Annotated in this window: 23 protein-coding genes and 1 tRNA gene; 17 read left to right on the forward strand and 7 right to left on the reverse strand. The window is 62.6% G+C overall.

Annotated features, from left to right (window positions below):
- Positions 1-2 precede the first annotated feature (2 nt).
- The 3 genes from WHX56_RS00920 to WHX56_RS00930 are packed head-to-tail and all read left to right on the forward strand — an operon-like array spanning position 3 to position 4318.
- Positions 3-1166, forward strand: coding sequence for an acyl-CoA dehydrogenase family protein (locus WHX56_RS00920; RefSeq protein ID WP_338880012.1), 1164 nt, complete (start codon positions 3-5; stop codon positions 1164-1166).
- A 17-nt stretch (positions 1167-1183) separates the two neighbouring features.
- Positions 1184-2179 carry an acryloyl-CoA reductase gene (locus WHX56_RS00925; RefSeq protein WP_338880013.1) on the forward strand — a complete coding sequence of 332 codons (996 nt, stop codon included), beginning with the start codon at positions 1184-1186 and terminating at the stop codon, positions 2177-2179.
- An 18-nt stretch (positions 2180-2197) separates the two neighbouring features.
- Positions 2198-4318 carry an acetate--CoA ligase family protein gene (locus tag WHX56_RS00930; protein ID WP_338880014.1) on the forward strand — a complete coding sequence of 707 codons (2121 nt, stop codon included), beginning with the start codon at positions 2198-2200 and terminating at the stop codon, positions 4316-4318.
- A gap of 17 nt (positions 4319-4335) precedes the next feature.
- Here the strand turns inward: WHX56_RS00930 and WHX56_RS00935 are convergent, their stop codons facing one another.
- The 4 genes from WHX56_RS00935 to htpG all read right to left on the reverse strand — a co-directional run bounded on the left by WHX56_RS00935 (position 4336) and on the right by htpG (position 9558).
- Positions 4336-5313, reverse strand: coding sequence for an SMP-30/gluconolactonase/LRE family protein (locus WHX56_RS00935; RefSeq protein ID WP_338880015.1), 978 nt, complete (start codon positions 5311-5313; stop codon positions 4336-4338).
- A 56-nt stretch (positions 5314-5369) separates the two neighbouring features.
- Positions 5370-6398 (reverse strand): tripartite tricarboxylate transporter substrate binding protein, encoded by a 1029-nt coding sequence (locus tag WHX56_RS00940; RefSeq protein ID WP_338880016.1) that lies wholly within the window; start codon positions 6396-6398, stop codon positions 5370-5372.
- 188 nt (positions 6399-6586) lie between these two features.
- Positions 6587-7477, reverse strand: a complete 891-nt coding sequence (locus WHX56_RS00945) for a Rossmann-like and DUF2520 domain-containing protein (protein WP_338880017.1) — start codon at positions 7475-7477, stop codon at positions 6587-6589.
- Positions 7478-7659: 182 nt separating this feature from the next.
- The gene (gene htpG / locus WHX56_RS00950) at positions 7660-9558 is read right to left on the reverse strand and encodes a molecular chaperone HtpG (RefSeq protein ID WP_129240177.1); all 1899 of its coding nucleotides are present in this window, start codon (positions 9556-9558) and stop codon (positions 7660-7662) included.
- A gap of 202 nt (positions 9559-9760) precedes the next feature.
- Between htpG and WHX56_RS00955 the strand changes: the two genes are divergently transcribed.
- The 4 genes from WHX56_RS00955 to WHX56_RS00970 all read left to right on the forward strand — a co-directional run bounded on the left by WHX56_RS00955 (position 9761) and on the right by WHX56_RS00970 (position 13305).
- Positions 9761-11152, forward strand: a complete 1392-nt coding sequence (locus WHX56_RS00955) for a uracil-xanthine permease family protein (RefSeq protein ID WP_338880018.1) — start codon at positions 9761-9763, stop codon at positions 11150-11152.
- A 118-nt stretch (positions 11153-11270) separates the two neighbouring features.
- Positions 11271-11355: transfer RNA gene (locus WHX56_RS00960), tRNA-Leu, on the forward strand.
- 134 nt (positions 11356-11489) lie between these two features.
- Positions 11490-12617 (forward strand): site-specific integrase, encoded by a 1128-nt coding sequence (locus tag WHX56_RS00965; protein ID WP_338880019.1) that lies wholly within the window; start codon positions 11490-11492, stop codon positions 12615-12617.
- 61 nt (positions 12618-12678) lie between these two features.
- Positions 12679-13305: a hypothetical protein gene (locus tag WHX56_RS00970; protein WP_338880020.1), complete on the forward strand. Its 627-nt coding sequence runs from the start codon at positions 12679-12681 to the stop codon at positions 13303-13305.
- 204 nt (positions 13306-13509) lie between these two features.
- On the opposite strand, the gene WHX56_RS00975 is transcribed toward WHX56_RS00970, so the two are convergent.
- The 3 genes from WHX56_RS00975 to WHX56_RS00985 form a co-directional block, all read right to left on the reverse strand.
- Positions 13510-15717, reverse strand: a complete 2208-nt coding sequence (locus WHX56_RS00975) for an AAA family ATPase (protein WP_338880021.1) — start codon at positions 15715-15717, stop codon at positions 13510-13512.
- Between the two features lie 401 nt (positions 15718-16118).
- The gene (locus WHX56_RS00980) at positions 16119-16457 is read right to left on the reverse strand and encodes a serine/threonine protein phosphatase (RefSeq protein ID WP_338881730.1); all 339 of its coding nucleotides are present in this window, start codon (positions 16455-16457) and stop codon (positions 16119-16121) included.
- A 36-nt stretch (positions 16458-16493) separates the two neighbouring features.
- Positions 16494-16808 carry a metallophosphoesterase gene (locus WHX56_RS00985; protein WP_338880022.1) on the reverse strand — a complete coding sequence of 105 codons (315 nt, stop codon included), beginning with the start codon at positions 16806-16808 and terminating at the stop codon, positions 16494-16496.
- A gap of 475 nt (positions 16809-17283) precedes the next feature.
- Between WHX56_RS00985 and WHX56_RS00990 the strand changes: the two genes are divergently transcribed.
- The 10 genes from WHX56_RS00990 to WHX56_RS01035 all read left to right on the forward strand — a co-directional run bounded on the left by WHX56_RS00990 (position 17284) and on the right by WHX56_RS01035 (position 23416).
- Positions 17284-17502 carry a hypothetical protein gene (locus tag WHX56_RS00990; RefSeq protein ID WP_338880023.1) on the forward strand — a complete coding sequence of 73 codons (219 nt, stop codon included), beginning with the start codon at positions 17284-17286 and terminating at the stop codon, positions 17500-17502.
- A complete protein-coding gene (locus WHX56_RS00995; protein WP_338880024.1) occupies positions 17499-18686 on the forward strand; it encodes a hypothetical protein in 1188 nt (395 codons plus the stop codon). Before WHX56_RS00990 ends, WHX56_RS00995 begins: the two co-directional genes overlap by 4 nt.
- On the forward strand, positions 18671-19015 hold the full coding sequence (locus WHX56_RS01000) for a plasmid mobilization protein (protein WP_338880025.1): 345 nt from the start codon (positions 18671-18673) through the stop codon (positions 19013-19015). The genes WHX56_RS00995 and WHX56_RS01000 overlap by 16 nt, the downstream gene beginning before the upstream one ends.
- Before the next feature lie 8 nt (positions 19016-19023).
- A complete protein-coding gene (locus tag WHX56_RS01005; RefSeq protein ID WP_338880026.1) occupies positions 19024-20007 on the forward strand; it encodes a relaxase/mobilization nuclease domain-containing protein in 984 nt (327 codons plus the stop codon).
- A gap of 25 nt (positions 20008-20032) precedes the next feature.
- Positions 20033-20290: a hypothetical protein gene (locus WHX56_RS01010; protein WP_262759479.1), complete on the forward strand. Its 258-nt coding sequence runs from the start codon at positions 20033-20035 to the stop codon at positions 20288-20290.
- Between the two features lie 257 nt (positions 20291-20547).
- Positions 20548-21282 (forward strand): P-type DNA transfer protein VirB5, encoded by a 735-nt coding sequence (gene virB5 / locus WHX56_RS01015; protein ID WP_338880027.1) that lies wholly within the window; start codon positions 20548-20550, stop codon positions 21280-21282.
- 10 nt (positions 21283-21292) lie between these two features.
- Positions 21293-21772: a hypothetical protein gene (locus WHX56_RS01020; RefSeq protein ID WP_338880028.1), complete on the forward strand. Its 480-nt coding sequence runs from the start codon at positions 21293-21295 to the stop codon at positions 21770-21772.
- Positions 21769-22029, forward strand: coding sequence for an EexN family lipoprotein (locus WHX56_RS01025; protein WP_338880029.1), 261 nt, complete (start codon positions 21769-21771; stop codon positions 22027-22029). Before WHX56_RS01020 ends, WHX56_RS01025 begins: the two co-directional genes overlap by 4 nt.
- Before the next feature lies 1 nt (position 22030).
- The gene (locus tag WHX56_RS01030; RefSeq protein ID WP_338880030.1) at positions 22031-23107 is read left to right on the forward strand and encodes a type IV secretion system protein; all 1077 of its coding nucleotides are present in this window, start codon (positions 22031-22033) and stop codon (positions 23105-23107) included.
- Between the two features lie 6 nt (positions 23108-23113).
- Entirely contained in the window at positions 23114-23416 is a 303-nt protein-coding gene (locus tag WHX56_RS01035; protein ID WP_338880031.1) for a hypothetical protein, read from the forward strand.
- The last annotated feature ends 161 nt before the right edge of the window (positions 23417-23577 follow it).

Below are 23577 nucleotides of genomic sequence, written 5' to 3' on the forward strand. Positions count from 1 at the left end.
CCATGCATCCCGAGCAAGAAAACACCGGCGGCGTGCGGGAACTCTGCGAACGCGTGCGCCGCTTCGTGGAGGAGGTCGCGATACCCGCCGAATCGCCCGCCATCGCGCGCGACGTGGCCGCGCTGGACCGCTGCGTGGCGGGCCTGCGCGCACAGGCCCGCGAAGCCGGCCTGTACGCGCCGCAGTTGCCTCCGCAATGGGGCGGGCTGGGCCTGGGCTGGCGCGCCCTGGCCCAGGTGCTGGAAGAGGCCGGGCGCGGCTTCCTGGGCCCGGCCGCGCTGAACTGCGCCGCCCCCGACCAGCCCAACATGCTGACGCTGCTGCGCCTGGCCAGTCCCGCCCAGCAGGAACGCTTCCTGGCGCCGTTGACGCGCGGCGAACGGCGCGCCTGCTTCGCCATGACCGAGCCCGCGCCCGGCGCCGGCTCCGATCCGTCCATGCTGCAAACGCGCGCCGAGCGCCGCGAAGGCCGATGGGTGCTGAACGGGCACAAGCAGTTCATCAGCGGCGGCGTGGGCGCGGATTTCGCGCTGGTGCTGGCGCGGGCGGAAGAAGGCGCCACCCTGTTCCTGGTGCCGGCGGACACGCCGGGCTACCGCGTCGTGCGCGATATCGGCATGGTCACGGGCTACCAGATCGGCGGCCACGCCGAGATCCTGCTGTCCGGCTGCGAAGTTGGAGACGACGCCGTGCTGGGCGAGCCCGGCCGGGGCCTGGAATACGCGCAGCTACGGCTGGAGCCCGCCCGGCTGTCCCATTGCATGCGCTACATCGGCCGCGCCCGGCGCGCGCTGGAAACGGCGCAGGCCTATGTCGTCGGGCGCGACTCCTTCGGCTCGCGGCTGGCCGACCTGCAGCAGATTCAGGCGATGGTGGCCGATTCCCACATCGACCTGCACGCCAGCCGCCTCATGACGCTGGACTGCGCCGGCCGCATGGACGACGGGCTGCCGGTGAAGCGGCACAGCGCCATGACCAAGGTCTTCGTTTCCGAGGCCGTGAACCGCGTCGCGGACCGGGCGGTGCAGATGATGGGCGCGTCGGGGCTGTCCGACGATACGCCCGTGGCCATGGTCTGGCAGGAAATGCGCCCCTTCCGAATCTACGACGGCGCCAACGAACTGCACCGCGCCACGCTGGCCCGGCGGCTGCTGGCCCGCGCCTGAGTCCCAAGGAGACCACGATGGAAAACCCGACTTTCCAGGCCTACCGCCTGCATGCCGGCGCGGCGGACGCGCCCCCGCAAGGCCGGTTCGAGAGCCTGTCCGCGGACCAGCTTTCCGCCGGCGACACCCTCATCAAGGTGGCCTACGCCGGCCTCAATTACAAGGATGCGCTGGCCCAGGCTGGGCGCGGCGGCATCGTCCGCGACTACCCGCGCATAGGCGGCATCGACCTCTCGGGCACCGTGGTGCATTCGGCCGATCCGGCGCTGGCGCCCGGCCGGGAAGTCGTCGTGCACGGCTTCGGCATCGGCGTGGACTGCGATGGCGGCTACGCGGAATATGCGCGAGTCCGCCACGACTGGGTGCTGCCCCTGCCCGCCGGCATCGGCCTGCGCGATGCGGCGGTATTGGGCGCGGCCGGCTATACCGCCGCGCTGTCGCTGCATTGGATGGAACATTGCGGCCTGACGCCGGAACAGGGTGAGGTGCTGGTTACCGGCGCGACCGGCGGCGTCGCGGGCATCGCCATCGACATCCTGAGCCAGCGCGGCTATCGCGTATGCGCCATGACCGGCAAGCCGGAAGCCGAAGGCTATCTGCGGTCGCTGGGCGCGCAGGACGTGATCGCCCCGCCCGACCTGTCGGCCGGTATCAAGCCGCTGATGAGCGCGCGTTGGGCCGGCGTCGTCGATTCGGTGGGCGGCAAGCTGCTGGCCCATGCGCTGGCCAGCCTGCGTCCGGATGGCGTCGCCGCCGCATTCGGCAACGCGGGCGGCGCCGAACTGCCGTCCTCCGTCATTCCTTTCATCCTGCGCGGCGTCAAGCTGCTGGGCATCAACGCCAACAGCCCCATGCCGCTGCGCCGGCTGGTGTGGAACAAACTCGCCGCCGAGTACCGCCCGGCGCGCCTGGACCTGGTTTCCCGCGTCATCGAACCCCGCGACCTGCCACAGGCGCTGGCCGCGATGCTCGACCGCGGCAGCATCGGCCGCAGCGTCGTCCGCTATTCCTGAATTCCCCTGGCCCCATCTATGACCCAGCTTCCCGATTCCTCCCTGTCCCGCCTCTTCGATCCGCAAGGCATCGCCATCGTGGGCGCCTCCGCCACGCCGGGCAAGATCGGCGCCATGCCCGTCACGCTGCTGCGCCAGCACGGCTACGCGGGCCGCATCGTTCCCGTCAACCCGCGCGCGGATGCCATCCAGGGCCTGCCCGCCGTGTCCGGCCTGGACGCCCTGGACGCGGACATCGACCTGGCCATCCTGGCCGTGCCGGCGGCCCACGCCGCGCAGGCGCTGGAACGCGCCCGCCCCGGCCAGATCGGCGCGGCCGTGGTCTTCACCTCGGGCTTCTCCGAGACCGGCGCGTCCGGCGCCGCGCAGCAGGAACGGCTGTGCGCCGCCGCCCGCGAGCGCGGCATCCGGCTGCTGGGCCCCAACTGCCTGGGCTTCATGAACGTGCGCCGCAAGGTCTACGCCACCTTTTCGCCCGCGCCTGCCAACGGCATCGTGCCTCCAGGCGGCATCGGCATGGTGTCGCAGAGCGGCGCGTTCGGCGCGTATGCCTACAGCATGGCGCGCGAGCGCGGCCTGGGCCTGTCGCACTGGATCAGCACCGGCAACGAAGCCGACATCGACGTCGCGGACTGCATCGAATGGCTGGCTAATGACGCCGACACTCGCGTCATCATGGCCTACATGGAAGGCTGCCGCAACGGCCCCAAGCTGCGCCGCGCGCTGGCCGCCGCGCGCGCGGCGGACAAGCCCGTCGTGGTCACGAAGATAGGACGCACCCAGGCCGGGGCGCAGGCGGCCGCCTCGCACACCGCCGCGCTGGCCGGGGACGATGCCGTCTATGACGCGCTGTTCCGCCAGTACGGCGCCCTGCGCGCCCGCACCATCGAGGAATTCTTCAACCTGGGCTATGCGCTGGACACCTGGAAGCGCCTGCCCGGCGGCAGGCGCCTGGGCATCTTTACCATCTCCGGCGGCGTCGGCGCCTTGATGGCCGACGAGGCCCACGACGCCGCGCTGGCGCTGCCCGAGCCCTCCGCCGCCGCCCAGGCCCGCCTGCTGGAACGCGTGCCCTTCGCCAGCGGACGCAATCCCGTCGACGTCACCGGCCAGGCCGTCTCCGAACCGGGATTGCTGCTGGCCACCGCCGACGACATCCTGGCCGATGGCCGCTACGACGCGCTGGCCGTCTTCCTGGCCGCGGCCGGTTCGTCCGAAGCCTTGTGGCCCACCTTCGAGGCGTTCGCGCGGGAAATGCAGGCCCGCCATCCCGGCGTGCCGCTGGCCATCAGCGCGCTGTTCCCGCCCGCGCGCCGCCGCGAACTGGAACGCCAGGGCTGCCTGGTGTTCCCCGACCCCAGCGCCGCCATCCGCACGATAGGCGCGGTGGCCAGTCTGGCGGACCATGCCGGCGTGGACGCCGACGCCGGCATGCCCGAGGCCGTGCCTGCCGCCGGCGCGCCCCTGCTGGAGGCCTACAACGAGGTCCAGGCCATGGAGCTGCTGCGCCAGGCCGGGCTTCCCGCCACGCCCTGCACGCTGGCCACCGACGAGGACGCCGCGGTGCGCGCCGCGGCCGCGCTGGGCGGCGCGGTGGCCATGAAAGTGGTGTCTCCGGACATCGTGCACAAGAGCGACGTGGGCGGCGTCAAACTCAATATCGCGGGCGAAGACGCGCTGCGGGCCGCGTATGCCGGCATCATGGACTCCGTGCGGCGGCACCGCCCCGAGGCCCGCATCGACGGGGTGCTGGTCGCGCCCATGGCCCCCAAGGGCGTGGAATGCATCGCCGGCGTGCACTGCGACCCCGTGTTCGGGCCGGTGGTGATGTTCGGGCTGGGCGGCGTCTTCGTCGAAGTGCTGAAGGACGTGAGCTTCCGCCTGGCGCCCTTCGGCCGCGCCGTTGCCCTGGAAATGATCCGCGAGATCAAAGGCCATGCGTTGCTGCAAGGCGCGCGTGGCGCGCCCCCCTGCGACATCGTCGCCCTGGCCGATGCGCTGGCGGCCCTGTCGCGCTTCGCCCACGCGCGGCGCGCGGACTTCAGTTCGGTGGAGATCAATCCTCTGCTGGCCTTGGCCGAAGGCCAGGGCGCGCTGGCGCTCGATGCGGTGGTGCTGCGCGCCAATGCTGCGGCCTGAAGGCCGCGCCGGCCGGCTCAGTCGAGCACCGTCCTGCCCACGTTCCAATGCAGGGGCTTCGCCCCGGCCACGGGCGCCTGCCACACCGAAATGCCGGTATTGAACAGGCTGCCCAGGTAGGCCGTGCGCAGGTCCGGTCCGCCGAACGCGATGCTGGAGAGATTGCGCAGGCCGTAATGCCTGCCCGTGCTGATTTCCTCGAAACCGAACGCATTGGCGGCAAATGCCCGTTCCGCGGCGTCGATGGCGCTGTCGTCGCAGTCTTCGATGTGCACCGCGCAGCGGCCGTTCCGGTCCACCTGCAGCACGCGGTTGCTGACCACGCTGGTCAGCCAGATACCGCCTTCCTCGTCGAATTCCAGCCCGTCCGGCCAGGTGCCGCGCCCGAACTCGCACACGAGCTCGCGCTTGCCCAGGCTCGGGCCGGGTCGGATCTCGAAGCGCGACAGGCGCCGGGCGATGGTTTCGTTCACATAGAGCCAACGGCCCGAGGGATCCACGCGCAACTCGTTGCTGAAGCCCAGCCCGCGCGCCACGATCTCGATCCGGCTGCTGCCGGCGCGCAGCACGCCTATCGTGGCATCGGCGTTTTCCGAATGGAACGCCCGGCTGCGCGGCTCCAACTGCGTGCACAGCGACAGCCAGACATTGCCGTGCTCGTCCGGGAACAGAAAGTTCAGCGGCGAACGCGGCAGGCCCTGCGCTTCGGTCAGAAAGGGTTCCAGCCGGCCCGGCGCCACCAGCTTCCAGGCGCCGCCGCGCGGACCGACGTTGGCGATCAGGAAGGTGCCGTCATCCAGCAAGGCGATGCCATTGGCCACGAACTCGTCCGCGGGCCATTGCACCGGCGGTTGATCGCCCGGATCCCGGTCCGCGCGCACCACGCCGCGCAGGCGATCGCAGGCATACAGCCGCCCGTCGGCAAGCGCGATGACCGATTCAGGACGGTTCAGGTGATTGCCGATGAGCGGCAGGGGTTGCTGCAGAACTGTCATGGCTGGGTGGACTCCTGTGAATGCGGGCGGGATCGCTGCGAACGGCAACGGCCGGCCTACTCGATCTGGACGCGGGAATTTCGCACGATGCCTCCCCACCGCTGGTATTCGCTTTGCAGGAAGGCGCGGTACTCGTCGGTCTTCATGATCTGCGGCACGATGTACTGGGTGCGCAGATTGTCCTGGACGATGGGATCGCGCATCACATTGCCGAGCTCGTCGTTCAGGCGCGCCAGGATGGGCGCGGGTATGTTGGCCGGCCCCAGCAACCCGACCGCGCTGCGCAGATCCAGGTCCATCCCCTGCTCCCTGAGCGTGGGCAGGTCGGGCAAGGTGGCGTAGCGCTCGGGCGAGCCCAGCCCCAGCATGCGGATCTTGCCGTCCTTCACATAGCCGTCGGTGATCTGCATGGGCAGGATGGCGGCGTCGACCTGTCCGGAGGCCAGGCCCAGCAATTCGGGCGCGGTGCCCTGGTAGGGCACGTGCAGGATGTCCAGGCCGTGCTCGGCCTTGAAATTCTCCATCACCAACTGCGCCGTGCTGCCCACGCCCCAGGTGCCGTAGGTGTATTTGTGCGGCGACTTGCGGACCAGCGCCAGGAACTCCTGTGCATTGCGCGCCGGGATGGACGGATGCACGGCCAATCCGAACTGGAAATAGCCGATGGGCGCCACCGGAGAAAAGTCCCGCAGCGCATCATAGGGAGACTGCTTGTACATCTGCGGAAAAATGAAATGCGAATCCGCCGTGGCGTACACCACGGTGTAGCCATCGGGCTTGCTGCGCGCCGCCTGGGCGCTGCCTATCGTGCCCGTGGCGCCGCCGCGGTTCTCCACGACGATGGGCTGGCCCACCCGGTCGCTCAGCTTGGTGGTCAGCATGCGCACCACGATGTCGCCGCCGCCGCCCGCGGCCCAGGGCACGATGAACGTCAGGGGATGGGAAGGGAAGTTGCCGGCGCCGCCACTGCTGGCCCGTGCGGCCCCGGCGGCGAGCGAACCGGCGAGGGAGCCGGCCACCCAGGGCGACAGGGCCAGGCCGCGGACGACCCGGCGCCGCGCCTCCATGAATACGCGATGTGTCATGTCTCTCTCCATGCCCCGCGTGGCCCGCGGGTTTTTTATGGCGGAAGAGGCGCGCTGCCGAACGCGAGCCGACCACTACCGTGGCAGCAATAGTCGCGCAATTCCCATCGGCGATGGCATCGTAAATTCTCGGGTCGGCATGGCAAACGACGATGGCTGGCCGGCAATCCGCCGGCAGGCTGCCGCGCCTAGCTCTTGGCTTCGCGCAGGATACCCTCGATGCGCGCGGCTTTGTCGGCATCGATGCCGCCCGCCGCGAACGCCAGCGACACGCTGCGCAGGCACAGGTCGCGATAGAGCCGCAACGTATCGTCATCCAGCTCGCCCAGCGCCGCCAGATGCTTCTCGACGGTGCCCACATCGCCCCGCGACACTGGGCCGGGCATGCCTTTGGCCAGCCCGGCGGCTTCGATGGACGCCAGCGTACCGCGCACCATGGGCAGGAGCGCCGGCAGGGCCTGCGACTCGGTCGCGCCCCAGGATTGCCAGATGCGCACCGCCTCGCCCAGCACCACATTGATGTACTGCGAGGCATAGCCCGCGGCCGCGTGATACCTGGCCCGCGCGCCCGCAGGCAACTGGTTGGCGGCGCAGCCCAGGCGCTCTACCAGCGCCAGGAGGATGCCGTTGAGTTCGCCCTGCGCTTCGATAGTGATCGTGGAGCCGGGCAGCGAACGCGCCGCCGCCGCCGGATCGGCGAACGTCTGCATCGGGTGGAACCCGCCGGTCATGGCGCCGTCGGCCGCGGCCTTGGCCAGCACCGCCACTTCCGTGGCCCCGCTGCAATGCACCACGCCCTGGCCCGCCCGCCAGCGGATCCCGTCCGCGACCGCCTGGATGGTCGCATCGGGTGTGGTGATGAACACCAGGTCGCATTCGTCGGCGAGCTGCTGCGTCGGGTATTGGGCGCAATGCGCGATGGGCGCCGCGAACTCGGCCGCCCGCTCCGCGCCGCGGCTGGCGACCGCATGCACGCGGCAGCCGGCCGTATCCAGGCTCCACGCCAAGGCGCGGCCCAGGCGGCCTGCGCCGATGAAACCGATCTTGAGTTGGGAGAGAGGGATGGAGGTGTGGGGCATTGGGGGGCTCGGCTTGGTCCGACAAGGCGTCTGCCCCGAAGGATAACGCCTGCGCCCGCCCCCGCCCTTTGCATTTTTTTCATGACGCCATCGCGCCCCGCGCAGGCCGCGCCGTCCACCGCGCGGACCGTACGATCCCTCCGCGCCCCCGGCCCCGGGGCCGGGCAGCGCGGACGAACCGCTTACTTCAGCAGCAGCGCGTTCAGCCGCTTCACGAACGCCGCCGGGTCGGCGATCTGCGCGCCTTCGGCGAGCAGGGCCTGGTCCAGCAACAGGCGGGCCCACTGGTCGAACTCGCCGTCCTCGGCCGCGCGGATGCGGGCCAGCAGCGGATGCTCGGGGTTGATCTCCAGCACGGGCTTCACGTTCGGCGCTTCCTGGCCGGCCGCCTTCAGCATGCGCAGCAGGTGCGGGCTCAGTTCGTTCTGCCCCACCACCACGCAAGCCGGCGAATCCACCAGGCGCAGCGTCACGCGCACTTCCTTGACCTGGTCTTCCAGCGTCTTCTGCAGGCGCTCGACCAGCGGCTTGAAGTCCTCGGCCACTTCGGCCTGGTGCTTCTTTTCTTCCTCGTCGGCCAGTTCGGCCAGGTCCAGGCCGCCCTTGGCCACCGACACCAGCGACTTGCCGTCGAATTCACGCAGATAGGACAGCATCCATTCGTCCACGCGGTCCGACAGCAGCAGCACTTCGATGCCCTTCTTGCGGAAGATCTCCAGGTGCGGGCTGTTGCTGGCCGCGGCGAAGGTGTCCGCCGTCACGTAGTAGATCTTGTCCTGGCCTTCCTTCATGCGCGACACGTAGTCGGCGAAGGACACGGTCTGCGCCTGGTCACCGGTATTCGTGGACGCGAAACGCATCAGCTTGGCGATGCGTTCGAGGTTGCCCGCATCCTCGCCAGCGCCTTCCTTCAGCACCTGGCCGAATTCCGACCAGAACGTGGCGTAGTCTTCCTTCTTGTTCTCGGCCAGGTCTTCCAGCAGCGACAGAATGCGCTTGGCCGAGCCTTCGCGGATCGCGCGCACGTCGCGGCTTTCCTGCAGGATCTCGCGCGACACGTTCAGCGGCAGGTCCGCCGAATCGATCACACCGCGCACGAAACGCAGATAGGACGGCAGCAACTGGTCGGCGTCGTCCATGATGAAGACGCGCTTCACGTACAGCTTCACTCCGCGGCGGCCGTCGCGGTCCCACAGGTCCATCGGCGCGTGCTTGGGGATGTACAGCAACTGCGTGTATTCGCTGCGGCCTTCGACGCGGTTGTGCGTCCAGGCCAGCGGGTCGTCGTAGTCGTGCGACACCGTCTTGTAGAACTCGCGGTACTGCTCTTCCGTCACGTCGGACTTGCTGCGGGCCCACAGCGCGTTCGCCTGGTTCACCGTTTCCAGTTCGTCCGTCTTGACCTGCTCGCCCTTTTCCTGGTCCCATTCTTCCTTGGCCATGCGGATGGGCAGGGAAATGTGGTCGGAATAGCGGCGCAGGATCTCGCGCAGCTTCCAGCCGTTGAGCAGTTCGTCTTCGTCGGCGCGCAGGTGCAGCGTCACGTCGGTGCCGCGCGAGGCCTTCTCGGCCGCGGCGATCGTGAATTCGCCCTGGCCGTCCGATTCCCACTGGATCGCATCGGCGGCGCCGGCGCGGCGGCTCACCACCGTCACCTTGTCCGCCACGATGAACGAGGAATAGAAACCCACGCCGAACTGGCCGATCAGTTGCGCATCTTTCTGCTTGTCGCCGGTCAGTTGCGAGAAGAACTCGCGCGTGCCGGAACGGGCGATGGTGCCCAGGTTGGCCACCGCCTCTTCACGCGACAGGCCGATGCCGTTGTCCGAGATCGTGATCGTGCGGGCGGCCTTGTCATAGCTGACGGTGATCGCCAGTTCGCCATTGCCTTCCAGCAGTTCGGGACGGTCGATGGCCTCGAAGCGCAGCTTGTCGCAGGCGTCCGATGCGTTCGACACCAGCTCGCGCAGGAAGATTTCCTTGTTGCTGTACAGCGAATGGATCATCAGGTGCAGCAACTGCTTCACCTCGGCCTGGAACCCCAGGGTTTCGGACGCGGAAGACGTGGCGGTTTGGCTCATGATTATGTGTAGAGGTCGAAAAAAATTAGGGACAAGACAATCCCATCCACCGGGGCGTCTCGCCCGCGCGGTTTCCGGGAAACCCTACTGATGTGGGGGCCAATGGGAGGTTTTCAAGCCCCCGGCTGGCGCTCCCGGGCGCGGCGGGGCCTTCCCCGCTAAAATCCCGCACTTTCCTTTCCGACCTGGCCGGCCATCCGCCATGCAACCCGCCTCCCTCGCCCAACCCGCTCCCCACGGCGCCTCCGACGCCGACGAACCCAGCCACGACCTGGTCTACGGCCCCGACGACCGCCCGGCGCCCCCGGTCGCCTTCATCGCCGCGCTGCAACACCTACTGGCCATCCTGGTCCCCATCGTGACCCCCGGCCTGCTCATCTGCCAGGCCCTGGGCGTGTCCAGCCGCGACACCACGCTGATCGTGTCCATGTCGCTGGTCATCTCCGGCATCGCCACCTATGTCCAGTGCAAGCGCTTCGGCCCCCTGGGCGCCGGCCTGCTCATCGTGCAGGGCACCAGCTTCAACTTCGTCGGCCCGCTGATCGCCGGCGGCTCGGTCATGGTCAAGCAGGGCACGCCGGTCGAAGCCGTCATGGCCGCGATCTTCGGCGTCGTCATCGCCGGATCCTTCGTCGAGATGGGCATCAGCCGCATCCTGCCCTTCGTCAAGCGCCTGATCACCCCGCTGGTCACCGGCATCGTCGTGCTGCTCATCGGCCTCACCCTGATCAAGGTCGGCCTCATCAGCATGGGCGGCGGCTACAGCGCCATGGGCAACGGCACCTTCGCCAGCGCCGAGAACCTGACCCTGTCCGGCCTGGTGCTGGGCACCATCATCCTGCTGAACCGCGTCCCCGTCGTTTGGGTCCGCAGCACCGCGCTCGTCCTCGCCCTGGCCGTCGGCTACATCGCCGCCGCCTACATGGGCCGCCTGGACTTCACCGGCGCCCGCGAAGCCGCCCTGTTCCAGATCCCCACCCCGCTGCACTTCGGCCTGGGCTTCTCGTGGTCGCTGTTCGTGCCCATGCTGATCATCTACCTGGTCACCTCGCTGGAAGCCATCGGCGACGTCACGGCCACCAGCAAGGTCTCCAAAGAGCCGGTCGAAGGCCCCCTCTGGATGCAGCGCATCAAGGGCGGCGTGCTGGTCAACGGCGCCAACTCCCTGCTGGCCGGCGTGTTCAACACCTTCCCCAGCTCGGTCTTCGCGCAGAACAACGGCGTCATCCAACTGACCGGCATCGCCAGCCGCCACGTGGGCGTCTGGATCGCCGGCATGCTGATCGTGCTGGGCCTGTTCCCCGCCGTGGCCGGCATCCTGCAGGCCGTGCCCGAACCCGTGCTGGGCGGCGCCGCCATGGTCATGTTCGGCGCGGTCGCCGCGTCCGGCATCAATATCCTGGCCGGCATCCAGTTGGACCGCCGCGCCCTGCTCATCATCGCCGTCTCCCTGGCCCTGGGCCTGGGCGTCTCGCAAGTGCCGGAAATCCTCTCGCACCTGCCCCACGCCGTGAAGAACGTGCTGGAATCCGGCGTGGCCACCGGCGGCATCTGCGCGCTGGTCATGAACTGGTTCCTGCCGGAGAAGAAGTAAGGGCAAGGGTCGCGCAAGGGGCGGCCCGCCCCTTGCCTGACAATTTTCTCCAGACCGCATATAATCGCCGTCTTCGCTTCTCCCGCGACCGTCGCCTGGACGTGTCCGCGACCTCCTTGCCCGGGTGGTGAAATTGGTAGACGCAGGGGACTCAAAATCCCCCGCCGCAAGGCGTGCCGGTTCGATTCCGGCCCCGGGCACCATCAAAAAATCTTCTGCTAATTCAAGCCATTAGAAGATTTCTCAGTACAAGCCCCGCACCGGGGGATTTTCCTAAAATTGTGGTCAGGTACAGTTTCGGTACAGTGATGCGGCGCTAGCCTCATACGGAGTACTCATGGCTACGATTGTTAAGACTTCCTCGGGCACTTGGAAAGCCCTCATCCGCAAGACAGGCTGGCCGGCCACGGCCAAGACGTTCCGCACCAAGCGGGACGCCGAAGACTGGGCGCGCCGTACCGAAGACGAAATGGTACGCGGCGTCTACATCCAGCGCGCACCCGCCGAACGCATGACGGTCGAAGCAGCGCTGACGCGCTACCTCAAGGAAGTCACCCCCACTAAGCGGGCTTCAACACAAACCGGCGAACACAAGAAAGCGCAGGTGCTCATCCGGCATCTAGGCAAGTACTCCCTGGCTGCCCTGAACGCGGAGATCGTCGCACAGTTTCGAGATGCGCGGCTGACTGGCGACCCAGATAAAAATGGCAAGCTACGGCCCCGCAGTAACAACACGGTACGCTTGGAACTGGCGCTGCTGGGCCACCTGTTCACCGTGGCCATCAAGGAATGGGGCATTGGCCTACCCTTCAATCCAGTGTCCAACATTCGCCGCCCGCCCCCCGGCTCGGGCCGCAACCGGCGATTGACCCAGGAAGAACAGAACCGCCTGCTACAAGCCGTGGACAAGCACTCCAACCCAATGTTCGGCTGGATTGTCCGTATTGCCATTCAGACTGGCATGCGGCTGTCTGAGATTGCGACGCTGCGCATTCGGCAAGTGGACATCGAGCGGCGCGTCGTTCGACTGGAGCACACCAAGAACTCTTCGCCCCGAACCGTCCCGCTGACTGTCGAGGCGACGCGCGTTTTCACCGAAGCACTTGCCAATCCCTTGCGCCCCGCCGAAACCGAATTGGTGTTCTTCGGCGAACCCGGCCGGGATGGCGTACGACGCCCCTACCTCTTCGACAAAGCGTGGACCGATGCCAAGCGAGCAGCGGGCCTTGAAGACTTCCGCTTTCACGACCTGCGGCACGAGGCCGTCAGCCGGTTCGTGGAAGCAGGCTTGAGTGATCAGGAGGTGTCGGCCATCAGCGGCCATAAGTCGATGCAGATGCTCAAGCGCTATACACATCTTCGCGCGGAAGACCTCGTGCAGAAGCTGGACCGCCTTACGCGGCGCGCGTCGTCAATTTCTAAGAACCGAAGTGAAGCCGACCCCCAAGCAGAGAACAACGCATAATCGCCCCATCGCGTTGCCATAATGAATAACCGATTGTCTTAACCTACAGAGGAAGCTAGTTTTGCATACCGCTATCAAGATCGTCGCCATCAGCAGCCTTGCTCTTACCCTTGCCGCGTGCGGCAGCGCCAAGGACGCCAACAAGAGCAACTTCAGCAAGGCCATACAGGCATACCTGGACACTCAGAAGGGCCTATGCGCTGCGATTCCTGCAAAGGGCTTGCCGTTCACCCTGGCGAATGAAGACATGCTGGGCGGTCAGAACAAGAAGCGCGCCGACGCGCTGGTCGATGCCGGGCTGCTGACGAAGCGAGACACCGAAGTCAAAGCCATGTTTGGCAACAAGATGGAGCCGGCCACCGAGTACCAAGTCACTGACACCGGCAAGAAATTCCTCGTCGCCAATGGTGCCAACACGCTGGCAGGGCAGGATGCGTTCTGCACCGGCAAGTACACCGTTGTGGAGGTGAACAACTTCACTGAACCCAGCGACATGATGGGCGTAAAGCTGTCGCAGGTGAACTACCGCTACAAGGTAGAGGGCGCAGATGACTGGGCCGAATCGGAAGGCATGCGTGCCAATTACAAGAATTTTGCGGAACAGACTCAGGGAGATATACAGGGTAAGGCGGCTGTCATCCTGACCAACGATGGATGGATGCACGAGCGCCTGTTCAAGCGCGGATAAACCACCCTGAGTCAGTTCTAAAACGTAAGGCCTTTCTCACCTATGAGTGAAGGGCCTTTCTTTGGTTCTACGCCGATCTGCGGGGTGGTTGGGGGTCGTAGAACGACCCAAAGCAGTCTGATCGAGGCAAATACGCAAAAAAGTTCTAAAAATCCTTGCGCTTTCTTATGGTCTCAGTGGAAAAGCAGCCCTAGGCCTGCCGAACTAGTTTGATCCGAGCATCATCATGTCATAGTGTGCCAACTGGCCGCTTTTCTCAAAAATCTGCTTGAAAATTTCCATGTAGGTTTCAATGGAGGCTTGGTCGAAGGTGTAAAAAGCATCGTCGTGCGAGAAGTGCGAGCCGTCGTTGACCCAGGCGAATAGGGACCGGCACTTGGCTTTTTGCAGCCCATCGAACTGGTCGCAAACCTTGTCGAAGTCTATTCTCCCAAGAATCTTGAAGTAGTTCTCCAAGATGCGCCGCATGGTGTTCTGCACGGTCAACGGTGACTTCTGCGGACGGCGCAACTCCTCCCAAAGCAAATCGTATGAGGTCTTTATTGGATTTGATGCGTGGCGCTCGACTGTGGTTCCGCTAGGCTCCTTCCGCACCGCCCAGTAGCTGCGCTCTCCGGCCTTGGTGTCATCGCCTCTGTCAGAGGTGTAGGTCACCTCCTTGTGGAAGTAGACATTATGGGTCAGCACGAAAATCTGCTTGATCCCGCCCGTATTCTTTCGCACTGGCTCGAAAAGCGACTTAATTAGGCTACTGACGATGAACAAGACGTCGCTGTCCATACTCGATACTGGATCGTCGAACACCACCACGCGGTCGGCAGTCATGCCGCTCTCGCTCTCGCTACCTTTGAGTAGATGGAAGAAGTAGAGGAAGGTGACGAACGAGCGCTCCCCCTCGCTCAGCGAGTCTTTGGCGTCGCTCCCATCGGCCCTCACCAGCTTGTAGAACGGGCCGTCGTCGGCCTTAGCGATGGTGAAATTCCGAAACCCGAAGGATTTCAGCAAGCCGTTGATGCCCTCGATGGTCGGCTCGATGCTCGTCGCCGCCTTTTCCAACTCCTTGATCTCCTTCGCCTTAGCCGTCCTCAAAGCGACAGCCTCTTGAATTTGGCTCTCCAGCTTGACGATGGCCGCGTTGAGGCCGTTGCGCTTGCCCGTGTAAGCAGCCAACTCGGTTTTGAGCTCGACCTCCAAAATGTGCTTCCAGACCTGCTTGGTCAAGTCCGCTCGCTCTTTGCTTATGTTCTTTGTGATCTCGTTGTGAGCTCTCACGGCCGCGTTGGCGTTCGCGATTAGCTTGGAGGCGGTGGCCAGCAGCTCGGACATCGGCTCGATGTGGACGGGCAGGCTCGGCTCCTTGGCCTTGTTCACCAGCAACAGCGCGTTGGTTGCTAGGCGCGCCTCGATGGCGGAGCGCTCGGCCTCGAACGCCTCCATGCCCATGAACCGAGAGCCGCCGTCTACAACCGCTTTCAACTTGACACGCAGGGCGTCGGCGTCGCGGGCGTATGCGCTTTGCAGCTCGGCGATGGCCTTGGTGTGTTTCGCGAAAGACTCGTCAAAGTAGCTCGACAGGCTGGCCTCGAAACGTTCCTGCACTTTTTGTTGGCAGAACGGGCAAGTAGGCCTGCTCCGCTCGTAGAACGCCTGACCCTGTTTGACCCAGTCGCTGTTGCCCAGCCGCTGGATCAACTCGGCGATGTCCACATCCTCCTTGCCGATCACCTTCTTTGCGAGTATTGGATTCGACTCATGGCTGACGACATCGGCGGAGCCTAGCTCTGGAATGGCCGTCTCGATGACGGGCGTTGCCCCAAACACTGTCTTCGCCTTGTCCCTGAGGTAGTCCAACGATTTCAACTCGGCGCTATTCGATACCAACTCTGTCAGAACGCGCTCCTTGAACCGCTCCGAGCTATTGCGTGCGCCTGTAAATGCGTCCCTGAAAGCTTCGTCATGCCTCTGTTTTTGCTCCCAGCACTTGTCCTTGATATGGCTCTCCAACTCGGCGAGCTCGCCTTTCTTTCCCGACTTCTGATCTTGCCCTTGCAGCGTGTTGGTCAATTGCTCAATGTTTCGGACAATGCCATCGAGCTCAGTCTTCTTCGCCGCAATTGCATCGAGGTTGGCGATATCCTGCTCGCCTAAAGTAAAGATTCCCTTGAGTCGGGGGGCTGCATTGAAGTTGCGATCGACGAAATCGCGGTTGTAGACCATCGGCTCTAAGCGAGTCCCTTTCTTCCACGCAATAGCGCAACTCGGATGATCCTCCGGACTGGCGATCACTCTTGTGATAGTAGTTTTGCCCGCACCATTAGTCCCGAAAATGAAATTGAATCGAGCGAGACGGTCGAGAACCTGAGGTGCGATGCCGTAGGTAGCAGTTTTCGAAATGCTCAATGATTCGATCATGGAACGCTAATTCCTTATTTCAAAGAAAGTGCTGAACTATCTTAGCTGGCTTCTGTAATGAAATGTTAACTTCGAGATGACAATCGGAAAAATATAGGGAACTTAAAAACCCGAATACTTGGCCCCGTGACAAATGCGAAGGAGCGCTCTTGGCCGAACTCGGCCGTATGTCTTCCTGAGCGAGTCATCCCCGCCTACGCGCGACAGGACAGAGTGGCGCGCAAGATCATCAGGTCCTCGGGCTGGCTGCTACAGCACAGTCTCGAAAACGTCAGGTGAGAAGCCTTTCCCGGAAATCGGTGATGAACCTATTCTTTTGCCCTATCAGATCACTTCTCTGAGCTGCCCGTTTGTCGGGCCTTTAAAGGCTGCGCCCTGTATTCAGAGGTAGGAGAATGGAATTAGCGCGGCCACGACTTAAGCGTATGCAAGTCCAGCAACGTAAACCTCCCCGCATTCTGCCATCCACCGGTATCGATGTAGTAAACGTTGCCAAGCTGCGCAGGCTTGCGCAGCGTCATATGTCCATGGACCACCGCTCGTACATTGCGGACAGGCTGGGAATATTGCATTCGATAGCGGTCTACGGACCATAGGCAGGCATCTTCATCCTCCGGGCTGAAAGTAGCGCCATGAATGGCCTGCCAATCGTCATAGGGGAAGTCGGCGTGAACCATACCGACCACACCACTCGGCGTTTCCACCTCGATAGCCAGCGGCAAGGCGCTCAAGCAAGCCACAATGCGTTCACGAACATCGCCAACGCAGGCATCCAATCATCCGCCGCCGTGGACGCGATGATCGACGTTCGGAATCGGATTGCCCATCGCCCGTCGCCACGTCATCAGGTCGTGATTCCCACAGATCGCGTGAAACCACGGGCGCTCCAACCATTTCAGAACATCGGCCGAGTCAGGGCCTCGGTCCACAAGGTCCCCTACGGAAAACAATCGATCCTTTTCTGGCGAGAACTTTACGGCAGCCAGCGAGACATCAAGCCGACCAAAATGACCATGGATGTCACCCACCGCAAAATCACGGCCGTTGGCATTCAATTGAAAGCGCCGGACTCGGACATTACCGGGCGTCATTCCAAGATTCCATATAGCTCCCTAATGACTTGTCATGCATGCCCCATGATACTTGGCCCTCCACGATAGCGTGATACGTAATTCGCTGATCCTAGTGTCAGCACTTCGAATGCGTGCCAACAGCGTGAGCATGCTCACGTCGTTGGTAATTTTCCACAAAATTTTTACCTATCCACCGACGTTTCAAACGCCAAAATCAGGGCATTTTTCTGACCGCGCATAAGCCCTTGATTCCCAGATTCATTTTGCTTGATCGCTTCATCGCAAGAAAACCAATCTGCCATATCTTGGCATTTGGCGATGCCTAATTTTGGCTTTCATTGATACCCTATTTTGGTCTTTTAAATCAATGACTTAAGTTTGACATTCATGCTCTCACGGTAAAGACTGGCATTACCTACGATGAACTTGTGAGGCATATGAATGACTACTGGAGAATACTTGTTGGGACGGTTTGGGCCGTTAATGAGCATCGTTGACGTTGCTACTTTGCTCGGTCGATCTCCCGACGGCGTCCGTCGTGGCGCTTTATACCGATACCGATTTTTCGCGCAAGCTAAAACCCGCCATGCTGCGGGTCGGTCGTCGCGTCTATTTTCGGACGTTGCAGGTCACGGAAGCACTGAATCTGGAACAACCCACCAACGATGTAATCACGTCGGCAGAGGCCGCTACGCGAGGGCCGCGCGCATGAGTCGGCAAAGAACGATCAACGATCAGATATGGCGCTCAAATCGCCTGTCCGGCTGCACGGTTGAAGACCGCTATGCACTGTTCTACTTCCTGACCTCGCCATTCAGCAACGTCATCGGCGCGTATGAAATTGTCCTTCGCGTTGCTGCCTCAGAGATGGGCTGGGATGTCGAGTCTCAACTAATGAACGTGATCCGCCGACTTGTTGATGCTGACCTGATCTATTTCGATGCCGACGCCAACCACGTCTGGGTCAAGGTCTGGTGGGACCACAACTCCGCCAAGATGGCTGTCGCATCCACACTCAGGAAGAAGACGCTCGAACAGATCGCCGCCCTTCCCGAACGCTGGCGTAACGACTACGCGGGTGATTTCATCAATCGACTGCCGGCCGACGACCCACTGCGCGATACGGTAGCTATAGCACTGGCATACCCTAGCGATAGGGTACCGACAGCCTATGCAGGCCCTAGCGATAGCCAATCGCCCGTTCAGAGTAGACAAAACAACGCGCTTATAAATCAAGGTGTTAGCCATCCAGATACCCTAGCGATACCCTATCCACAGGGCACGGATAGGCGGCCGGGTAACACTACTACAACGGGAGCCGACCACGGCCTGCAATATCCTAGCTCGCTCGTCCCTGCTGAAAGGCTGTCGATCCGGAATCTGATTGCCAACATCCCAGCCAATGACGCGCAGGCACTGCTTGACGAATTGGAAGGCGCAATCAAAAAGCCGGGAACCATCAGAACGTCGAAGGTCGCGTACTTCAAAGGACTTGTTGACCGCCATCGCTCAGGCGGCTTCGTACCGTCAGCCGGCATTCTGGTCGCAACGAGAAGGGAACGCGACGCGGCCATTGTGGAAGCGTCACGCGTATCGGAGTCAGCGTCACTCAGTAAAACGGAATGTCAAGCGAGACTGCAAGACCTCAAGTCCCAATTGGGTATGCGCACGAGGATGCCGCGACGACGAACAACAAAGCCACGCTCAGCGTACGACTCAATGGCGACCTCAAACAGCGCTGGAAGGTGTACTGCAACCAGCGAGACAGTAACCCTAGCGACGCACTGCGACAGGTCATCTTGCGGCTGCTCAACGGCGCATCAGCGGACGTTTCGACCACACCATCAGCGCATGAGCAACCGGACACCTCACGCCGCCGCATGGAAATCCGCCTGACCGAGACAGAATATGCCCGCATCGAGGCATTAGCCTTACAGCAGGGAATGTCCACCAATCGCTGGGTGATTCACCTGATACGGGCCAATCTCAGCGCCGAACCACAGTTCGGCATGACGGAGCTACGAACGCTGGGCGAATCGAATTCACGACTGTTAGCCATAGGCCGCAACCTCAACCAGATCGCCCGGCATATGAACGCAGGACGCGCGCTGGAGACGGTGGTAACCGCAGAGCGTATCGACACGCTGACCCGTCATATCAAAGCCCACACCGCGCGCGTGGCAGACATCATGCGCGCCAACATTGACCGCTGGAGGCTGGAATGAGTCGAGTCATGGATGGCATCTTGAAGGACTGGGGCGAACGCATCTATACCAAGCCAGTCAGCGGCCAAGGGCCAAAGCGCACGGTGACCAGATCACGCACCTCGCCGCCGTCCAAGCCTCTGCTATTGACAGGCAGTTCGCGAATTCGCGACAAGCTGATGCTCACCACCCGTAAAGCGCCTGAAGTCATGGTCAAAATTTCCGGTGGAGGGAAAGGCATCGCGCAGGTCAAAGCGCATCTCGACTACATCTCGCGCAACGGCCTAGTAGAGCTCGAGAACGAAGACGGCGAAATCATCCTTGGTCGCGATGCGGTACAGGACGTGCGCGACGAATGGAAGAGCGGCCAGTACGGGCTGCCTGATAACGGCTCGCGCCGCGAAACGTTCAATATCGTGCTATCCATGCCCCCCGGCACCGACCGGCGCGCCGTCAATGACGCCATCCGTGCATTCGCGAAAGCAGAGTTCGGTGACAACCATGCGTATGTCTTCGCCATCCATGACGATGAAGCGCTTCCCCACGGCCATCTTTGCGTCAAGGCCCTGGGCCTCGACGGCAGTCGGCTCAATCCGAGAAAGGCGGATCTGCAACGATGGAGGGAACGCTTTGCCGAGGCTCTGCGTGAACAAGGCATTGAGGCGAATGCAACACCACGCAGGGCACGCTCAGGCACACACATAACCGTCAAGCAGGCAACCCGACACGCCGCCAAGCGAGGCAAGAATCCCAAAGTGGTAGAGCGGGATCAGCGCATGCGTTCCGGCGTTTCACGCGCCATCAGAAATGGCTACGGGCACATCGCGAAAGCGTTAGCCACTGGGGACGACAAGGACAAATCGCTTGCCCTCAAAATCGTCCGGTTTCTTGATCTCTCGCAGGACAGGAAACTACAGGTTCCGCAGCGAAGCCAGAACAGCATCGAGGCGACCAAGGCCGCCCAGCAGCCGGACAAGACCAACCGTTCAGACAAAGACGACCTGAGCCGTTAACTGACTGCGCAAGAAGGATCATAAGATGGCTTTACGCTACGACGCCCTGCAAGACTATTGTGACGACCCGGAGCGCACAGGTGACGTGCAGGTCATTCTGTATGCACACTACTGGAAAGGGTTTTCCTTGGCCGTGCAGGACGGCACGACAGAGCACCCCGTCATGGATGACAAGGGCCGGCCTTACCGGTTCCGAACGGTAGAAATGGCGTTGACGGAGTTGGCGAACATCTCGTATTTGTCAGATCGCATCATCATCGATCGTCGGATGTGGTGGCCGTAGTCGGGAAGCTACTTTACATTAACCGTAAGTACAATCAACTTCGGTTGTACCTTTAACCAACACGAACGTTGCACCGCCCCAAGGACGCCTAGCGTACCGGGTGCCGACCCGAAAAGAAGGGTTCCGACCGCCGAGAGCAGATCGGCCGCTTAGTCGCCCTAAGAACGCATTGCCGTACTGGGCGCGGTTCCTGAACAGACCGACAGACCGGAAAGCACGGTCCTGCGTTCGCCCTCAACCTCTCAGGAGTGGCGAACATGAAAAAAATATCAGCCTCTTGCATTCTGGCTGTCGGCATTGCCGCGTCATCGACCGCTTTCGCACAGATACCCGTGACGGTAACGACGCAGGCCACTGACTCGTCAATGACGGTGGCCGAGTTCTCGGCCAATACGGCGCGCTGGGCGCAGCAAGTCGAGCAGATGACTTCGCAAATTGACCAGATGAAGCAGCAATACCAGTCGTTCACCGGATCGCGTGGCCTGGGCAACGTCCTGAACAACCCGGAACTACGAGACTACCTCCCCCAAGACTGGCAAGCCGTCTATGACAGCGTAAAAACCGGCGGCTATTCCGGCCTGAGCGGGCGAGCTGCCCAAATCTACGACGACAACAAAGTCTATGACGCGTGTGCCAATTTCGCAGTCGCGTCGCAGCGGACGAGCTGCGAAGCGCAGGCCGTGAAGGGTGCTCAGGATAAAGCTTTCGCCCTGGACGCCTACGACAAAGCCAAAGGCCGCTTGCAGCAAATTGATGGACTGATGGGCCGCATCAGCCAGACCCAGGACCCCAAGGTCATCGCGGAGCTGCAAGGCCGGATCGCGGCCGAGCAAGCCATGATCCAGAACGAGCAAACCAAGCTCCAGATGTACCAAATGGTGGCGCAGGCCGAGGACCGTCTACAGCAGCAACGGCAGCGTGAAATCAATGCCAAGGTTCTGGCTAATTGTGAATACACGAAGCACCAGCCTTTCAACCTGCTGGACAAGTGAGGGACACACCATGATTTCCTATATTCACGCCCCTGTTCTGGTTGCTTGCTTCTTCACGCTCCTGTTTATGCGGCGGTGGTGGCTCTGCATTGATCGCATGGGCTTCTCGCGTGAAGTCGGCCGCCGCGCACCGTCCCTTGTTCAAGGCGACATTCTGGCCGCAACCCTCGCCATCGTTCCGTTCCTGGTGGCGGCAGTAGATTGGTTCGGTATCACGCTGCCGCGCCAGTCGGCCCCAATTGCCCCCGGCATGGCGGTCTTGATCTCCGTGGCCTGCCTGAGCGGCTGCGTGTTTGTGCTGCGCAATTCTGGCGAACGCTTCACCGGCCATTGGGCAGGCACGCGGGAAAGCGCTCTGCGCACCGTCGTGGCGCTACGCATCATCGACGCGACCGAGCTGGCCCACGCATTGGACGTGCTGCAACAGCACGAAGCCCGGCAATTCAACGGCCGAACTATCGACGCCGAAGCACGCGAGGTACGCAAATGAAAAAGCTCTTTATCGCCCTGTGCGTCGCGGCTTTCCTGGCTGGCTGCGGCGAAAACACGCCTGTTCAAACCGTCGATTGGTACAAGACCCATGAGGCCGAGCGCTCGACCATGATTGCCAAGTGCAAGGCTAACCCCGGAGAACTAAACGCCTCCCCGAACTGCATCAATGCCGTTACGGCGGCAAACCATCTGACCGTTGAAAAGCGCGGCTACACGAAGCACGCCCCGATAAACGCGCTCGAAGGGGGAAAGTGAAATGGCTATCGAATCAAATATTTTCGAGTGGATTGGCGAGAGTATCGACATGACTCTGAACACGTTCGTTCAGGTCACGTCGGGCAACGTCATTTCCATGTTCACCGATGTTTTCATCTACGCTGGAACGCTGACGTTCGTCCTGATGGGGTTCGCCATCATCTTCGGATATGTCGAAGCACCCGCCTCCAATTTTATGAAAACGTGCGGAAAGTTCATTGTCATTGGCGGCTTGGCGATGAGTGCCCCGACATACCTTTCATGGGTTGTCGAAGCTCTGCGCGGCTTGGAAACCAGCGTGGCTGATGCATTCTCGGCATCGGGTAGCAGTACGCAGGCAACCTCGGTCTATCAAGTGCTTGATAAAGCGGTCACGGATGGCTTCAATATCGGCGGCGACATGCTCGAAAAAATGGGCAAACGGCAATGGTATGAATACACCATGGCGGCTTATGACTTTCTGAACGCCGTCATCATCTATCTCGCCACGCTGTTAGTCGCCATTCCTGCTGGCGCGATGGTCATCGTTTCCAAGATTATGCTTACCGTCATGCTCGGAATCGGCCCGTTCTTCATCGCCATGCTGATGTTCCCCGCCACTGCCAAATGGTTTGATAGCTGGTTCGGTCAGGTCATGACTTACATCATGCAAATCGCTCTCGTGACAACGGTTCTCGGCATGGGCATGAAGTTTTTCAGTACGCTTACGGCCACGGTTCTTGCTTCCACCACTGACCCCCCTATCGCCACGATGCTTGAAATCCTGATCGTTACGGGTGTCACCCTGTTCTTGCTGCAAAAGGCATTTGAAGCGGCGGCGGCCTTGGCCGGCGGCATGTCCTCGACAGGTATCACGCTCCGACAAGTCACCCAGGCGGCGGCCTCCCCCGTCACCCAGGTTTTGAACCGACAAACCACGCGCCGCGATATGCAAAGTGGAATGATGGTCACGGGGGGCCGACTTAACCATCTGGCGGCGGGTAACTCGATGTGGAACCCCGCCTATCGGCAGCACGTCGTGGAGAACCTCGGCAAGAACTGGGGGCTGGCGGCCGGTGGCAAGGTCAAGGGGAGCTGATGAGCCATGTTCACACTGATGGAGCACGACGCCCTATTGCGTCTCATGAGGCTTTCAACGGGCGGCATTTCCGACAGCCAGAGCGTTGCCCATTGGCTGCAAGAGTGGGAAAGGTCGGACAATCCTCGGGCCATCAAAGCGCGCCTATCGGGCCTTTCTGACCATACCACCAGGGACGTGCAGGCGGTCGCCCAGGCGGCAAGGCGGACAGGGGCGAAACCCTCCACGCTTGGCCGTCTGGAATACCGCTACAACATGGAAAACACCGCGCGGGCCTACCCGCTGCCGGTGATGGAGTACCAACGATGAAGGACAGACCGCACGACAAGGCAATGGCTGAGCTGCGTCGGCGGTAAGTCCCTCGATCTGCACCACAACCCCGCCCCGGCGGGGTTTCTTTTTGGTGACGGCCGATCGTGCTCGAGCGCGCGATCGCGTCACCATCGCCGGCATTGGTGACGCCGGCAGCT

The sequence above is a fragment of the Achromobacter veterisilvae genome (assembly GCF_037619525.1).
GTDB lineage: Bacteria > Pseudomonadota > Gammaproteobacteria > Burkholderiales > Burkholderiaceae_B > Achromobacter > Achromobacter veterisilvae.

Coding starts and splice junctions, on each gene's coding strand:
- WHX56_RS00920 (WP_338880012.1), top strand. CDS start 3: ATGCATCCCGAGCAAGAAAACACCGGCGGCGTGCGGGAACTCTGCGAA.
- WHX56_RS00925 (WP_338880013.1), top strand. CDS start 1,184: ATGGAAAACCCGACTTTCCAGGCCTACCGCCTGCATGCCGGCGCGGCG.
- WHX56_RS00930 (WP_338880014.1), top strand. CDS start 2,198: ATGACCCAGCTTCCCGATTCCTCCCTGTCCCGCCTCTTCGATCCGCAA.
- WHX56_RS00935 (WP_338880015.1), bottom strand. CDS start 5,313: ATGACAGTTCTGCAGCAACCCCTGCCGCTCATCGGCAATCACCTGAAC.
- WHX56_RS00940 (WP_338880016.1), bottom strand. CDS start 6,398: ATGACACATCGCGTATTCATGGAGGCGCGGCGCCGGGTCGTCCGCGGC.
- WHX56_RS00945 (WP_338880017.1), bottom strand. CDS start 7,477: ATGCCCCACACCTCCATCCCTCTCTCCCAACTCAAGATCGGTTTCATC.
- htpG (WP_129240177.1), bottom strand. CDS start 9,558: ATGAGCCAAACCGCCACGTCTTCCGCGTCCGAAACCCTGGGGTTCCAG.
- WHX56_RS00955 (WP_338880018.1), top strand. CDS start 9,761: ATGCAACCCGCCTCCCTCGCCCAACCCGCTCCCCACGGCGCCTCCGAC.
- WHX56_RS00965 (WP_338880019.1), top strand. CDS start 11,490: ATGGCTACGATTGTTAAGACTTCCTCGGGCACTTGGAAAGCCCTCATC.
- WHX56_RS00975 (WP_338880021.1), bottom strand. CDS start 15,717: ATGATCGAATCATTGAGCATTTCGAAAACTGCTACCTACGGCATCGCA.
- WHX56_RS00985 (WP_338880022.1), bottom strand. CDS start 16,808: ATGACGCCCGGTAATGTCCGAGTCCGGCGCTTTCAATTGAATGCCAAC.
- WHX56_RS00995 (WP_338880024.1), top strand. CDS start 17,499: ATGAGTCGGCAAAGAACGATCAACGATCAGATATGGCGCTCAAATCGC.
- WHX56_RS01000 (WP_338880025.1), top strand. CDS start 18,671: ATGGAAATCCGCCTGACCGAGACAGAATATGCCCGCATCGAGGCATTA.
- WHX56_RS01005 (WP_338880026.1), top strand. CDS start 19,024: ATGGATGGCATCTTGAAGGACTGGGGCGAACGCATCTATACCAAGCCA.
- WHX56_RS01010 (WP_262759479.1), top strand. CDS start 20,033: ATGGCTTTACGCTACGACGCCCTGCAAGACTATTGTGACGACCCGGAG.
- virB5 (WP_338880027.1), top strand. CDS start 20,548: ATGAAAAAAATATCAGCCTCTTGCATTCTGGCTGTCGGCATTGCCGCG.
- WHX56_RS01020 (WP_338880028.1), top strand. CDS start 21,293: ATGATTTCCTATATTCACGCCCCTGTTCTGGTTGCTTGCTTCTTCACG.
- WHX56_RS01025 (WP_338880029.1), top strand. CDS start 21,769: ATGAAAAAGCTCTTTATCGCCCTGTGCGTCGCGGCTTTCCTGGCTGGC.
- WHX56_RS01030 (WP_338880030.1), top strand. CDS start 22,031: ATGGCTATCGAATCAAATATTTTCGAGTGGATTGGCGAGAGTATCGAC.
- WHX56_RS01035 (WP_338880031.1), top strand. CDS start 23,114: ATGTTCACACTGATGGAGCACGACGCCCTATTGCGTCTCATGAGGCTT.